This window comes from Azospirillum sp. B510 (assembly GCF_000010725.1).
Taxonomy (GTDB): Bacteria; Pseudomonadota; Alphaproteobacteria; order Azospirillales; family Azospirillaceae; genus Azospirillum; species Azospirillum lipoferum_B.
This window is the reverse complement of record NC_013858.1, coordinates 18,314-32,415: the sequence shown is the minus strand read 5'-3', so window position 1 is coordinate 32,415 and position 14,102 is coordinate 18,314. Positions and strand designations below refer to the sequence as shown.

At 67.2% G+C, this 14,102-nt stretch carries 11 protein-coding genes; 6 read left to right on the top strand and 5 right to left on the bottom strand.

Annotated elements, in window-relative coordinates:
- Nucleotides 1-246: 246 nt before the first annotated feature.
- Both AZL_RS27465 and AZL_RS27460 read left to right on the top strand, forming a co-directional pair.
- On the top strand, nucleotides 247-1,548 hold the full coding sequence (locus tag AZL_RS27465) for an O-antigen ligase family protein (protein ID WP_148219690.1): 1,302 nt from the start codon (nucleotides 247-249) through the stop codon (nucleotides 1,546-1,548).
- Nucleotides 1,545-2,483, top strand: coding sequence for a glycosyltransferase family 9 protein (locus AZL_RS27460; RefSeq protein ID WP_012977661.1), 939 nt, complete (start codon nucleotides 1,545-1,547; stop codon nucleotides 2,481-2,483). The genes AZL_RS27465 and AZL_RS27460 overlap by 4 nt, the downstream gene beginning before the upstream one ends.
- Here the strand turns inward: AZL_RS27460 and AZL_RS27455 are convergent.
- Nucleotides 2,480-4,117 (bottom strand): phospholipid carrier-dependent glycosyltransferase, encoded by a 1,638-nt coding sequence (locus AZL_RS27455; RefSeq protein ID WP_012977660.1) that lies wholly within the window; start codon nucleotides 4,115-4,117, stop codon nucleotides 2,480-2,482. The genes AZL_RS27460 and AZL_RS27455 overlap by 4 nt on opposite strands.
- Nucleotides 4,118-4,295: 178 nt before the next feature.
- On the opposite strand from AZL_RS27455, the gene AZL_RS27450 reads away from it, so the two are divergent.
- A complete protein-coding gene (locus AZL_RS27450) occupies nucleotides 4,296-4,640 on the top strand; it encodes a DUF2934 domain-containing protein (protein ID WP_012977659.1) in 345 nt (114 codons plus the stop codon).
- Nucleotides 4,641-4,642: 2 nt separating this feature from the next.
- Here the strand turns inward: AZL_RS27450 and AZL_RS27445 are convergent, their stop codons facing one another.
- Genes AZL_RS27445 through AZL_RS27435 form a run of 3 tightly spaced genes read right to left on the bottom strand, consistent with a single transcriptional unit; the run spans nucleotide 4,643 to nucleotide 7,881 of the window.
- Complete coding sequence (locus AZL_RS27445) at nucleotides 4,643-6,187, bottom strand: DHA2 family efflux MFS transporter permease subunit (protein WP_012977658.1); 1,545 nt, start codon at nucleotides 6,185-6,187, stop codon at nucleotides 4,643-4,645.
- A gap of 43 nt (nucleotides 6,188-6,230) precedes the next feature.
- Entirely contained in the window at nucleotides 6,231-7,355 is a 1,125-nt protein-coding gene (locus tag AZL_RS27440; RefSeq protein ID WP_012977657.1) for an HlyD family secretion protein, read from the bottom strand.
- Nucleotides 7,356-7,389: 34 nt separating this feature from the next.
- Nucleotides 7,390-7,881, bottom strand: coding sequence for a MarR family winged helix-turn-helix transcriptional regulator (locus AZL_RS27435; RefSeq protein ID WP_247894522.1), 492 nt, complete (start codon nucleotides 7,879-7,881; stop codon nucleotides 7,390-7,392).
- Nucleotides 7,882-8,105: 224 nt separating this feature from the next.
- Here AZL_RS27435 and ilvD point away from each other — a divergent pair, with 224 nt between their 5' ends.
- Both ilvD and AZL_RS27425 read left to right on the top strand, forming a co-directional pair.
- Nucleotides 8,106-9,971 carry a dihydroxy-acid dehydratase gene (gene ilvD, locus AZL_RS27430; protein ID WP_012977655.1) on the top strand — a complete coding sequence of 622 codons (1,866 nt, stop codon included), beginning with the start codon at nucleotides 8,106-8,108 and terminating at the stop codon, nucleotides 9,969-9,971.
- Between the two features lie 250 nt (nucleotides 9,972-10,221).
- Nucleotides 10,222-13,281 carry an AAA family ATPase gene (locus tag AZL_RS27425; protein WP_256373244.1) on the top strand — a complete coding sequence of 1,020 codons (3,060 nt, stop codon included), beginning with the start codon at nucleotides 10,222-10,224 and terminating at the stop codon, nucleotides 13,279-13,281.
- 58 nt (nucleotides 13,282-13,339) lie between these two features.
- On the opposite strand, the gene AZL_RS34885 is transcribed toward AZL_RS27425, so the two are convergent.
- A complete protein-coding gene (locus AZL_RS34885; RefSeq protein ID WP_086935492.1) occupies nucleotides 13,340-13,642 on the bottom strand; it encodes a ribbon-helix-helix domain-containing protein in 303 nt (100 codons plus the stop codon).
- A 169-nt stretch (nucleotides 13,643-13,811) separates the two neighbouring features.
- Here AZL_RS34885 and AZL_RS27420 point away from each other — a divergent pair, with 169 nt between their 5' ends.
- Complete coding sequence (locus AZL_RS27420; protein WP_042445974.1) at nucleotides 13,812-14,009, top strand: hypothetical protein; 198 nt, start codon at nucleotides 13,812-13,814, stop codon at nucleotides 14,007-14,009.
- The last annotated feature ends 93 nt before the right edge of the window (nucleotides 14,010-14,102 follow it).

The window sequence follows — 14,102 nt, the reverse complement described above, 5'->3', positions numbered from 1 at the left end:
ACCGTCATGCCCCGCCGGACGCCGCTTGCCGGATATGCCTTCCACTCCAATGGCCTCGCGCCCGTCCGGCGGCGTGCTTCGGGCGGCTCCCGTCACGGGATGAAACACTGGAACATCACCCGGATTTCCGTTTCACCGCGTTTCAAATGTTCCATCCGATAGCTGTCCGCCGCAGGGCGCGCCGTTGCTTTCGCGGCGGGAGTGCGGTTAAGTCGCCGCCGGTTTCCGCTGATCCGCGTCGCCCCCATGCCCGTCAAGTCCCTGAACGCCTCCGCGTCGCGCCCCGCCTCCCCGCCTTCCGCCTCAGGACCAGCCCCGGCTTCCGCCGGCGGCGCGACCGATGCCGCGTTGTGTGGGCTTGCCGGGGCGCTCGCCCTGGCGCTGGGGCCGTTGGCGGCGCTGGCCCCGCGCGGGCTGCCGGTCTGGGCCATCCTCGTTCTGCTGCTGTCGCTGGCGGGGCTGGCGCGACGCCACGCCATCGGCCGCATCCTGCGGCTGACGCCGCCGGTCGCCATGGTGGCGGCCTTCCTGCTGCTGGCCCTGGTCTCCAGCCTGTGGAGTCCGTCGGACCGCGCGCTGGCGACGGTGCTGGAGATCGGCTACATCGCGCTCGGCGCGCTGGCCGGCGGCGCCTGGGTCGCCGGGCTGCCGGCGGCGGCGGCGCGGCGGCTGGCCGGGCTGTTCCTGGCCGGCGGGCTGGCCGGGGGTCTGCTGTTCGCGGCGGAAGCGGCGCTGGACTTTCCGCTGAACCGCTGGTGGAACGCCGTCCCCGACGACCAGCTGCCCAACCTGCTGAACGGCAATGTGCCGAAGCGGACGGCGGCGCTGCTCTGTTTGCTGGTCTGGCCGGCGGCGCTGGCGGTGGACCGCTTCGGGCGCCGGGCGCCGGCCCTGCTGGTGCCGCTCGGTTATGCGCTGGCCTGCCTGCCGCTGACCAGCCGCTCGGCCATGCTCGGCATCGCCGCCGGGCTGGTCACGCTGGCCGCCGCCCGCGCGTCGGCCAAATGGACGCGGCGGGCGTTCGCCGCCCTGGTGACCGCCGCCTTCCTGCTGGTGCTGCCCGCCGGCCTGCTGTTCTCCGGCCCGCTCGACCTCACCCATTCCCGGCTGCTGTTCCGCTCCGCCCAGCACCGGGTCGAGATCTGGGGCCATGCGGCGGAGCGGGCGCTGCGCGCGCCGGTCTTCGGCCAGGGCATCGACGCCTCGCGCTCGCTGCCGCCGGAAGGGGTGGTGTCGGAATTCTCGCCGATCGGCGACAGCCTGCTGCCGCTGCATCCCCACAACGCCTTCCTCCAGGTCTGGCTGGAGACCGGGGCGGTGGGGGCGGCGCTGGCGCTGGCGGTGCTGCTGCTGCTGCTGGCCGCCACCGCCCGGCTGGAGCGCCGCGACCAGCCCTTCGCGCTCGCCCTGTTCGCCACGGCGATGGCGATGGGCAGCACCGCCTACGGCATCTGGCAGCCCTGGTGGATGGCCGGCTTCCTCTCCGCGGCGCTGATGCTGCGGCTGGCGACCCGCATCGGGGCCCGCATCGGGGACAAGACTCCATGAGCAAGCGCCCGCTCCGCATCCTGGTCATCAAGCTGGGCGCCTTCGGCGATTTCTTCCTGGCCCAGACCGCCTTCGCCGCCATCCGCCGCCACCATGCCGGCGACCGGGTGGCGCTGCTCACCCTGCCCTCGCTGGCCCCGCTCGCCCGGATGAGCGGCCTGTTCGACGAGGTGCTGGAGGACCCGCGCGAGCGCTCGCTGTCGGCCTATCTGGCGATCCGCCGGGGCTTGCGCGCCCACCGCTTCGACCGGGTCTATGATCTCCAGGCGCAGACGCGCACCGACATCTATCACCGGCTGCTGTTCCCCGGCCCCTGGCCGGAATGGTCGGGCACCGCCCGTGGCGCCTCGCACCCCGACCGTTATGAGGGGCGGCGCAAGGTGCCGGTGCGCGACCGCTATGTCCGTCAGCTCGCCCCCTTCGGCATCGTGCCGGACGAGACGCCGGACCTGTCCTGGCTCGACGCCGACATCGCCAGATTCGGCTTGGGCGAACGCTTCGCCCTGCTGGTCCCCGGCTCCTCCCCCGGACGGCCGGACAAGCGCTGGCCGGTCCGCCGCTATGCCGAGGTGGCGGCGGCGCTGGTGGAGCGCGGCATCGTGCCGGCGGTGATCGGCACCGGCATCGAGCGCGACCTCGCCCGCGGCATCGCCGACTATTGCCCGCAGGCGGTCGACCTGACCGACCGCACCAGCGTGCCGGAGCTGGGCGGGCTGGCCCGCCGGGCCTGGGGCGCGGTCGGCAACGACACCGGCCCGACCCATCTGATCGCCGCCGTCGGCTGCCCGACCGTGGTGGTGTTCTCCGACGCCTCCAACCCGATCCACAGCACCGGCCCGCGCGTGCTGATCCACCACCGCCCCGACTTCAACGACATCGACAGCGCCGGCGTGGTCGCGGCGCTCGACCGCGCGCGGGAAATGGGAGTCGCCTAACGGCAGAAGGGGAACGGCGGCGCCTTGGGCATGTAGATCGGAATCCACGCGCAATGGGTGACCGGGCTCGGCGGCTTGCGGGTCTCGATGACCGGCCAGATATGGGCGGCGACCACCACCAGCGCCACGCCGCCCAGGATCCGGCGCCGCGATTTCGCCCGGTCCAGCAGCTCCGGCATCCGCGCCAGCACCCAGGCGGCCGACAGGATCGCCAGCGGGTCGGTGTAGGCGGCATAGGCGCGCTGGAAGCCGCGCAGCGAAAACAGCGCCTCCAGCCCCCAGGCGACCAGCAGCAGGAACAGCGCCTGCGCGGCGGCCAGCCGCTCGCCCCGCCGCCACAACACAACCGCCCCGGCGATGGCGAACCACTCGACGATGATGGTCTGCGGGATGTTGTCGGGGTGCAGGACGATGGTGCGGATCGCCAGCGTCCGGCCGATGCCCGCCAGCAGCAGGCCCAGAGTCCCCTGCCCCACCACGCTGCCCTGTGCCTGCAACTCCGCCCCGTGGCGCCAGGAGGAGAAGACGAACATATGCTCGACGAAGTTGGCCACGGCGATGGCGTTCTGCTCGTTCCAGCGGATGTCGAGCGCCAGAAGCCCGACCGCCAGCCCCAGCAGCACCGCCGCCGCCGACGACGCCACGCGGGCCGGCGGCACCCGGTGCACCGCCGCATGGACGAGGATGCCGACCAGCACCCAGCCGGCGACGATGCTCTGATAGCCGCCACCGGACAGCCCGCCACCCGGCCAACTTCCGACAGGGGTATAGGGGTAGACCGCCCGGCCCCATCCCGCCAGCCCGGCCTGGATCAGCCCGAAGGCCGGCACCGCCGCCGCCGCCGCCAGCACGCCGACCAGCGCGGCGACCCCCCAGCCGGAACCGGCCGCCCGCTCCGGCTCCGCCCGCCGCCCGAACAGGACCGCCGCCACCGGCAGCCCCATCGCCAGGAACACCGCCTGCACCTTGGTCACCATGGCCAGCCCGACCAGCAGCCCGCCCAGCGCCAGTTGCAGGAGCGAGGCGCCGCCGCACGGCCGGCCCTCCGCCGGCCGCACCGCCCGCAGGACCAGCAGCAGCCCCAGCACGACGAAGCCGGCCGACAGCAGGTCGGTGCGCATCTGCCGCCCCTGCGCCGTCAGCCCGACGCCGAACGCCAGAAGGATGCCCGCCAGCAGCGCCACCCGCCGGTCCCCCAGAAGCCCGCGCAGCAGCGTGGCATAGCTGACGGCGAAGGCCGCGGTCAGCAGGACCGACAGCGCCCGCCCGGCCTGGATCAGCGACTGCCAAACGGCTTCGGTCGCCGCGACGTCGCCGCCCGGCGGCAGGGTCGACAGGGTGGCGGCCGGCAGCAACCCGACCGCATGCAGCAACCGGAACCAGACATCGATCACCAGGAAATAGCCGTAACCGGGATGGTCGAAATATTCCTGCGGCAGACCGTCGCCGAACAGCAGCCCGTGATAAGCCAGCACCAGATCCTGATCGGCATGCGCCCAGTAGGGCAGCCGGAAGCCGACCAGCAGCACCGACAGCGCCATCGCCGCGGCGAGCCCGGCGCACAGCAGCCACCAGGGTGCCGCCGCGATACGGTCGAGCGGGGAGGGACGGGCGACGGAGGGGGCAGGCGTCATGATGGGTGCGCTCGCTGATCGGGTCGGGTCGGGTCGGGTCGGGTCGGCCGGCGCCTTGTGGCACGGAATGGGCCGGTTGGGAACCGTCCGCCGACTTCCGCCGGGAACCAGTCGCGATCCGCGCTGTTGCCGCTCGGGAAGCGGTGGACCCGCCGCACGGAGGATTGGGGGACTGAAGATGGCCGATACAGACGACATCCAGGAGCGCATCCGGCGCCGCGCCCATGAGCTGTGGGAAAAGGAGGGCCGCCCGCAAGGCCGCGACGCCGACCATTGGACCCAGGCCGAAGCGGAAATCCGTGGCTCCGGCGCGGTGGAGCCGACCGGAAAGGTCGCCGGCTCACGCCGGAAGGCCGCCGACAAGAGCACCCGCGCCGCCGCCGAATCCCTGTCGGAGGTCGCACGGAGTCCGGCGGACGGCACCAAACCCCATCGCGACCAGCCGGCAAAGAAAGCCGCCGGAACCGTCAAATCGCCGCGCGGTCCGAAGAAGGATGGCGGCAAGAGCGCGTCAGCCGGCTGACGCTACTCCATCACCGCCGCCTCCTCCGGCGCCGGGGCTCCCGCCTTCGGCCGACGGAGCAGCAGCAGCATCGGAACGACCAGCAGCGCCACATACATCATCAGCTTGAAATCGTCGATGTAGGCGATCATCACCGCCTGTTGGGTGACCTGGGCATTCAGCATCGCAAGCGCCGCCGGCACTTCGGTCACCTGCTCGGTCATTCCCTGTGAAAAGGGGGTCAGGTGCGCGGCGAGGCTGGCGTGGTTGACCTGGGTGTTCTGCGACAGCAGGGTCATCACCACCGAGATGCCGACGCTGCTGCCCAGATTGCGGGTCAGGCTGAACAGGCTGGCGGCGTCGGTGCGCAGCCGCGGCTCCAGCGTGGCGAAGGCGATGGTGCTGAGCGGCACGAAGACCAGCCCCAGCCCCAGCCCCTGCACCACGCCGCTGATGATGATGGGCTCTCGGTCCATCACGATGGTGAAGCCGGTCATGTACCAAAGCGACCAGCTGGTCAGCAGCACGCCGGCCAGGATCAGCAGCCGCGCGTCCACCCTGCGCACCAGCCGCCCGACCACCAGCATCGAGATCATCGTGCCGACGCCGCGCGGGGCCAGCACCAGCCCGGTGGTGACCGTCGGGTAGCCCAGCAGGTTCTGCAACATCGGCGGCAGCAGGGCCATGGTCGCCAACAGGATCACGCCGATCACGAAGATCAGGACCAGCCCGGTGACGAAGTTGCGGTCGCGCAGCAGGGCCGGGTCGAGGAAGGGTTCCGTCCTCGTATTGCCATGCGCCGTGGCGATGTGGATGGCGAAGACCCAGAAGGCGCAGGCGGCCAGCGCCGTCTCGATCCAGATCTCGGTCGCACCGAACCAGTCCAGTTGCTCGCCCCGATCCAGCAGCATCTGAAAGGCGCCGACCGCCAGCCCCAGCATGGCGAAGCCGAAGAAATCGAAACCGCGCAGGCGGCCCTTGGTCTCGTGCAGGAAGATCAGCATGCCGAAGAAGGCCAGCAGCCCGACCGGCAGGTTGATGTAGAAGACCCAGCGCCAACTGAAGCTGTCGGTCAGCCAGCCGCCCAGCGTCGGCCCGGCGATGGGACCGACCATGATGCCGGCGCCCCACAGCGCCATGGCCTGGCCGTGCCGCTCCTTCGGGTTGATGTCCAGCAGCACCGACTGCGACAGCGGCACCAGCGCCGCGCCGAAGATGCCCTGCACCAGCCGGAAGGCCACCATCTCGGTCAGGCTGCCGGCCAGCCCGCACAGCACCGAGGCCACGGTGAAGCCGGCCACGGCAATCAGGAACAGCCGCTTGCGTCCGAAACGGTCGGCCATCCAGCCGGTGGCCGGCGTCGCGATGGCCGCGGCGACGATGTAGGAGGTCAACACCCAGGTGATGCTGTCCTGCGCCGCCCCCAGGCTGCCCTGCATGCTGGGCAGGGCGACGTTGGCGATGGTGGTGTCCAGCACCTGCATGACGGTGGCGAGCATGATCGACACGGTGATCATGCCGCGATGCTTCACCTCTTGCGGAGCGGATGGGGATTGGCTGGCGGCCATGGCGTGCCTGCGGATGCGTATCGGATGATGGAGGGCGGGGGCTTTACCGGATCGCCGCGACCGCGTCGCCGATGACTCCCGGCAACGGCCGGCTGTATCCGGTGTCGACCTCCACGTCGGCGCTGAGGCCGGTGCGAAGCGGCACGGCATTGCCGTCCGCTGCCTCGATGCGCAGGCGAACCGGCACGCGCTGCACCACCTTCACCCAGTTGCCGGTGGCGTTCTGGGCGGGCAGGACCGAGAATTCCGATCCGGTGCCGGCGCCGATGCTCTCGACACGGGCGGTCAGGGTGCGGCCGGAATAGGCGTCCAGCACCACGGTCGCGGTCTGGCCGACCGCCATATGGGTCAGATCGGTTTCCTTGAAATTGGCCTCGACCCAGCTCGACCCGCTCATCACCAGGCTGACCATCGACAAACCGGTCGCGGCATATTGCCCGACCAGCAGCCGGCCGGTCTGGCTGACCACGCCGTCGGCCGGGGCCGCCACCACCGTGTGGTCGAGATCGCGCTGGGCCGACGCCTTCTTCGCCAGCGCCTCCAGCACCGTCGGATGACGGTCGGTGGGAATGTCGGGGTCGCCGCCCAGCGCCGCGCGGGCGCTGACCACCGACTGCTTCTCGGTGTTCAGATCCTGTTGCGCCGCCATCAGGTCATGGCGCACGGAATCGTAGGTGGCCCGCGCGGCGACGCCGGTCTTCAGCAGATCCTGCTGGCGCTGGAACTCGCGCTGCTGGAAGGAGACCTTCTCCTCGGCCGCCGCCTGCTTGGCCAGAGCCTCGCCCAGATCGGCGCGCAGCTGCTCCACCTTCAGCCGGGCCGAGGCCAGCGCCGCGTCCGCCTGCCGCAAGGCGAGCCTGTAGGGCTCGTCATCGATGCGGAACAGAAGGTCGCCACGATGGACAGCCTGATTCTCCCGCACCGCCACTTCGACGATGCGCCCGGAAACGTCGGGGCTGATCGTCACCTTGTCCTGCTGGACATAGGCGTTGTCGGTCGAGACGTAGCGTCCTCCCACGACATATTCGTAACCGCCCCCCACCGCCACCGCCAGCGGCAGGGCGGCCATCAGCAGCCAGCGGCGCCAGCGTGACCGGCGGACGGGCTTGGCAACCGGTTGCGGAGCGGCGGGGGTGGTTTCGGTATCGCGGTCGGTCACGGTGGTCATCGCGGTCGGGTCCCGAAGGGAAAGATGGAATGGCTCAGGCTCTGGTGGTGATCTTCTCGGCCGGCTCGGCCCGGCGGTCGGACAGGTTGGCGCGCATGTGCGCCAGCATTTCGATCAGCTTGGCTTCGGCATCGGGCGGCAGGCCGACCAACGCCTCCGCATAAATCCCGGCGGCGAGCGTCCGGCCCTGCTCCAGAACCGCATGCGCCTTCGGCGTCAGGTGCGGCAACCGGGCGCGGCGGTCGGTCGGATCGGCATGACGCTCGATCCAGCCGCCCTCCTCCATCCGGTCGATCTGTCGGCAGAGGGTGATCGGCTCGATCTCCAGCAGGTCGGCCAGCGCCGCCTGCTTGATCCCCTCGTGCCGTGCCAGCGTGACGATCACCGACCATTGCGCGCGGGTCAGCCCGAGATGGCGGGCACGCTGGTCGAAACGGACGCGCATCATGCGCGCCGTATCGGCCAGGACGACGCCCAGGCTCATGAAATGGGGGGATGCGGAGCGGCTGTCGGCTGTGGAGGACATCGGCATATCATAAGCTTGCTTATCAGTTTCTCAAAACTAATAAGCTTGCTTATCATTGACAATCGTCGCGGCATGCATGGCAGGGCAACGCCAATGTCGCGCCTCCGGCCTCCGCGACAGGATCGCGCCTCTGGCGCGCGCGACAGGAGATTGCTAAGGTTCCCACCCGTTTCGTTCCATTCCTTTCGCCAACTCGCCCGAATCGACCAGCCGAGGACCGATCCATGCCGCATTACCGTTCCCGCACCTCCACCCACGGCCGCAACATGGCGGGCGCGCGCGGCCTGTGGCGGGCGACCGGCATGAAGGACGGCGATTTCGGCAAACCGATCATCGCCATCGCCAATTCCTTCACCCAGTTCGTTCCCGGCCACGTCCACCTGAAGGATCTGGGCCAGTTGGTCGCTCGCGAGATCGAGAAGGCCGGCGGCGTCGCCAAGGAGTTCAACACCATCGCGGTGGATGACGGCATCGCCATGGGACATGGCGGCATGCTGTACAGCCTGCCCTCGCGCGAATTGATCGCCGACGCGGTGGAGTACATGGCGAACGCCCATTGCGCCGACGCGCTCGTCTGCATCTCCAATTGCGACAAGATCACACCCGGCATGCTGATGGCCGCGATGCGCCTGAACATCCCGGCGGTCTTCGTCTCCGGCGGCCCGATGGAGGCCGGCAAGGTCAAGTGGCGCGGCAAGACCAAGGCGGTCGACCTGATCGACGCCATGGTCGCCGCCGCCGACCCGACCGTCTCCGACGAGGAGGCGGCGGAGATGGAGCGCGGCTCCTGCCCGACCTGCGGCTCCTGCTCCGGCATGTTCACCGCCAACTCGATGAACTGCCTGACCGAGGCGCTCGGCCTGTCGCTGCCCGGCAACGGCACCATCCTGGCCACCCATGCCGACCGCAAGGATCTGTTCCTGGCCGCCGGCCGCCTCGCCGTCGACCTCTGCCGCCGCTGGTACCAGGAGGAGGACGCCTCCGCCCTGCCGCGCGGCATCGCCACCAAGGCGGCCTTCGAGAACGCGATGACGCTCGACATCGCCATGGGCGGTTCGACCAACACCGTCCTGCACATTCTGGCCGCGGCGCAGGAAGGCGGCATCGACTTCACCATGGCCGACATCGACCGGCTGTCGCGCCGCGTCCCCAATGTTTGCAAGGTCGCCCCGGCGGTGTCCGACGTCCATATCGAGGATGTGCACCGTGCCGGCGGCATCTTCGGCATCCTGGGCGAACTCGACCGCGCCGGCCTGCTGAACCGCGACACCCCGACCGTCCACGCCCCGTCGCTGGGCGAGGCCCTGGACCGTTGGGACGTGATGCGCACCCAGGATCAGGCTGTCCACACCCTGTACCGCGCCGCGCCCGGCGGCATCCCGACCGTCGTGCCCTTCAGCCAGGAGCGCCGCTGGCCGGAGCTGGACCTCGACCGCGAGAAGGGCGTCATCCGCAAGACGGAAAGCGCCTTCAGCCAGGATGGCGGGCTGGCCGTCCTGTATGGCAACATCGCGGAGAGCGGTTGCATCGTGAAGACGGCGGGCGTCGACGCCTCCAACCTGGTCTTCGCCGGCCCGGCCCGCGTGTTCGAGAGCCAGGACGACGCCGTCGCCGGCATCCTGGGCGATGTCGTCAAGGCCGGCGAGGTGGTGGTCATCCGTTATGAGGGCCCGCGCGGCGGCCCCGGCATGCAGGAGATGCTGTACCCGACCAGCTACCTGAAGTCGAAGGGGTTGGGCAAGGCCTGCGCGCTGATCACCGACGGGCGCTTCTCCGGCGGCACCTCCGGTCTGTCGATCGGTCACGTCTCGCCCGAAGCGGCGCAGGGCGGAGCCATCGGCCTGGTGGAGAATGGCGACCGCATCGAGATCGACATCCCCAACCGCATCATCCGCCTCGCCATAGATGACCAGGAGTTGCAGCGCCGCCGCGACGCGATGAACGCCAAGGGCGTCGATGGCTGGAAGCCGGTTGCCCGCGACCGCGTGGTTTCCCCGGCTCTGCGTGCCTATGCCGCCATGACGACCAGCGCCGACCGCGGCGCCGTGCGCGACGTATCCCAGTTGGAGAACATCGCCATCCAACGCTGATCCACCCTGAGCCGGAAAGCGCGAAACACTCCCGAGTCAGGCTCAACCAGCATTTGCCACAAATAACAATAAAAGCGCCACGCAAGTCGCGGCGCTTTCTTTTTGGCTCAAATTGCATACATATATATGCCGATGTTCGCCTGAGCGCAAATCTTAGGGCGATGTATCGCTCAGATGTTCGCAAAATTCGAAATGCATGCTCTAATATGTCAACGCGAATTCCGCAGAGGGGGCGGACGTGGCGGACACCATGTTGGGCACAGCAAGGGACGTTGGCCGTCCTTGGCAAGACGCATCGCGACTGCCAGGCGACAAGCCGCGTGAGCGCAAGGTGGTGACGGCGATGTTCGTCGACATCGTCCGTTCCTCAGCCATGGTGGCCGGCCGCGATCCGGAGGATGCGGACGATCTGCTTCTTTCCATTCTGAACCGCGTGACAGAGGCGGTGCCGCGCTTCGAAGGCACGGTGACCCAGATGCTGGGCGACGGTTTCCTGGCGACCTTTGGCGCCCCTGGGGCAAAGGAGGATCACGCGTTGCGTGCCTGTCTCGCCGCGCAAGACATCCTGAGTTCCACCCGCGACGAACAGGGACGGCCGATCTTCCACATCCGCATCGGGATCAGTTCGGGCGACGCCGTGGCCCATGTGATGACCAACGGCCTGTGGACCGATTACCGTGCCGTTGGCGAATGCGTCCATATGGCGGCCAAGCTGCAGCAGCGCGCCGCCTCGGATACCGCCCAGCTCAGCCGCGACACGTTGGATCTGATCCCCGTCGGCGTGGCGGTACGCCCGATGGGAAGCCTGCGCCTGTCCGACGAGGTGGAGCCGATGCCGGCCTTCCTGCTCGACGGCGCGCGCGCCGTCCGACGCACCGCCACCGACCTGCTGTCCGCCACCGACGCTCCCTATGTCGGCCGGAAGGAGGAGGTGGCGACCCTGTTCGCCATCGCCGACTCGGTGGAGGCCGGCACACCGGCCCAACTCCTGCTGCAGGGGGAGGCCGGAATCGGCAAGTCGCGCCTTGTCGGCGAGTTCCTGCGCGACCCGCGCAGCCGGCGCTGGACGCTGCTGCAATGGCCGCAGATGCCGATCCGCCGGCTGGCCGACCCCGACGACCTGGAGGCGGTGGCGCTGAGCCTTGCCGAGCAAGTGGCCGGCTGCGCCAATGAGGAAGGCATCGGCTGGGTCTGCGATGCCGCACACCGCCGGTTCGGCGCGCTGGCGGGTGACGCCGTGCGCGCCCTGTTCGGCCGGCCGGGACTCGATCCGCTGTGGAACGGCCTGGATGCGGCGCAGCGCCTGTCGCTGGGGATCGAAGGTTTGGTGGGAGCGACATTGGAATTGGCGGCGCCGGCCACCTCGACCACCAGCAATGCCGCCACATCGGGCGACTCGGCGATCGGAGAGTCCAGTGGTGCCGTTGGCCGGCCTTTACTGGTGCTGGTGGAGGACGCCCATTGGGCCCGCCCGGTGATGGTGCGGTTGCTGGACCGGCTGGCGGAAGCCCTGCCGGCCTCAATGCCGCGTCTGCTGCTGCTCGCAACCCGGCGCCCCCCCCCTCTGGGGCCGGAATCGCAGGAACGTGGATGGAGCGGGCAGCCGGGCGGTCGGCGCATCGAACTGGGCATGCTGTCACCGGATCAGGTGCAGAGTTTCCTGGAGCATTGGCTTGGCCCGGACTGGTCGCTGGTCGAACTGAAGGCGCAGGTCGCCACACGCTGCCAGGGCGTTCCACTCTATCTTGAGGAGGTTCTGCGCACGCTTGAGGCGTCGAACGCCATCGAAGGGACACCGGGCGCCTACCGGCTGATCGACCCGCAGGTGGTCCACAAGCTGCCACGCACGCTGCATGCCCTGTTGGCCGAACGCATGGATCTTATGTCCTTGGAACGGCGTCGGCTTCTGATGAACGCCGCCGTGATCGGCACCACCTTCGACGTCGGACTGCTACAGGCGCTGACCGGCCTGTCGACGCCGATCCTGTCGGACTCCCTGGCCTATCTGGAGCGCGCCGGCTTCGTGCTGCGCACTCGTTTGCTGCCCAACCTGGAATATTCCTTCAAGCATGCGCTGATCCAGGAGGTGGCCTACGCCACCCTGACCAAATCCGACCGTCGGATTCTGCATGCCCGCGTGCTGGAAGCGCTGCACCACCGTCGTGACCACGACCTGCCGAACCGGTTGGATCTGTTGGCTCACCATGCCTTCATGGCAGAGAACTGGTCCGCCGCCTATCTGTTTGGCCGCCGTGCGGGCGTGCGGGCGGAACTGCGTTCCCGTCTGGAGGATGCGAGCCGGCATTACCGGAACGCTCTGGCCGCGTTGGACCGCTGCCCGGACACACCGCGCGACCGCCTGCGGCGGATCGACGGCTCCATTGCCCTGGCACGCGCCAATCTTCCCCGCGGTCTCACCGACACCAACGACCTGATGGGTCAAGCTCGCCAACTGTCCCTGTCCATTCCCGACGTAAGGCGCTATGCTAGGGCATCGTCAATGCTGGCTGCCAATGAGTGGGCTCATGGCAATATCGATGATGCGGTCGATCACAGCCGTCAAGGACTGCAAGCAGACGATGGAAGCTTCGACCTCAACACGCGAATTCAATTGCTTGTTCGATTGGGCGGGATATTGGCAGAGAAGGGACAGTATGCTGAAGGTCGGAAGGTATTGAAGTCAGCATGGGACTTGTTGGCAGGCCGCCACACCCGTGAACGCTTTGGTCTCGCTGTAGTCGGCGAAGTCGGCGTTTGCGCCAATTTGGCTCGGAACTGCGCCGAAATTGGGTTTGCGCAAGAAGCAGTCAAGGCCGCGGAGACCGCCGTAGACGCAGCAGAGAACAGTTCACATAATTTTTCGAGATTGTTCGCTTACGAACACATTGGTTGGACGCACATTCTTTTGGATGAGCACGAGAAAGCATTGCCTTACTTGGATATGGCTTTGGAGCTTTGCGATGCAATCTGTTCCAGATTACACAAGCCATTTCTATTGGGTGCAGCCGCAGTTTCAAAGATGCGGACTGGGAGTATCAAGGAAAGCTTTTGGCTTTTCGAAGAAGCACTTCTTCTCGCTCGGCAACAAAAAGGCACAGCTTACTTGAACCAAATCCATCTTTGGTTGGGAAATGCATGCCTCCAAATAGGAAATACAGATGAGGCTAAGGAACAAGCCTCAATAGTTCAAGCAGAGGCCAAGAAAACCGGCCGCATTGGCTACGTCAAAAAAGCTATAACTCTTGAGGCTGAGGCCAATCTATCTGTGAGCCTAAATAGATTTTCCAAAAACAAGATAGTAATAAAATAGAAAATGCAAACAATAAATAACTTCAATCCAATATTTTGATTAGTATTTTATATATAAATTAAATTAACGGATTATCGTGACCTGAATAACGATAGTAATCCAGAACAAAATTACGGATTGCGCTCGTCAGTGACACTTCTGGGGTTCGGGATGCATCCACGTCACGACATAATTCCTGCACAGGACGGCGCTGTTCACGGGCAATATCATCCAAGCCGCTCCAGATGACCGCTTCCAATCGCAGTTTGGTACGACCATCCACAAGCGGTATGGTGCGCGTTGAAACCTCCGGCCAGACCATAAAGGAATTTAGGTCGACAGCATCGGACCTCTCTCTGAAGATTTTCTTCTGAATGAGCATCAGCTTTCCCTCTGCACATCACTGAAATATTTGGCAACGGGGCGGATACTCCGCAGCGCTCCTTTCCTACGCCGCGCCCCAAGGCCGAGACTGTGAAATTTTTCACATCGTAATATCCCTTCGAGTGTGAAGATTCGGGTCATCATCACCCGCTCGAAGGAGAAACTCCATGAACGTTTCGATCTCCCAGGCATCAATGATCCGTGGCGCCGACGGCCGTCTCTATGCCGTGACCGCCCACGGCGTGTCAGAAGTCGCTGACAGCGCCATCGCCACCGCCCGCACCCACATCCGTTCGGGCGACCGAGCCGGCTTCCAGTCTTCCGACCATGAAGCTGCTCGCGTCATCATTACCCCGGGCGCCTGATCGGCTCCCGCGTCCCTGTTCTTCGGACCATGGCCAAAGGCACCGCATTGCGGTGCCGATCGGCCACCGGGACTTCTCCCCGACCATCCTCCG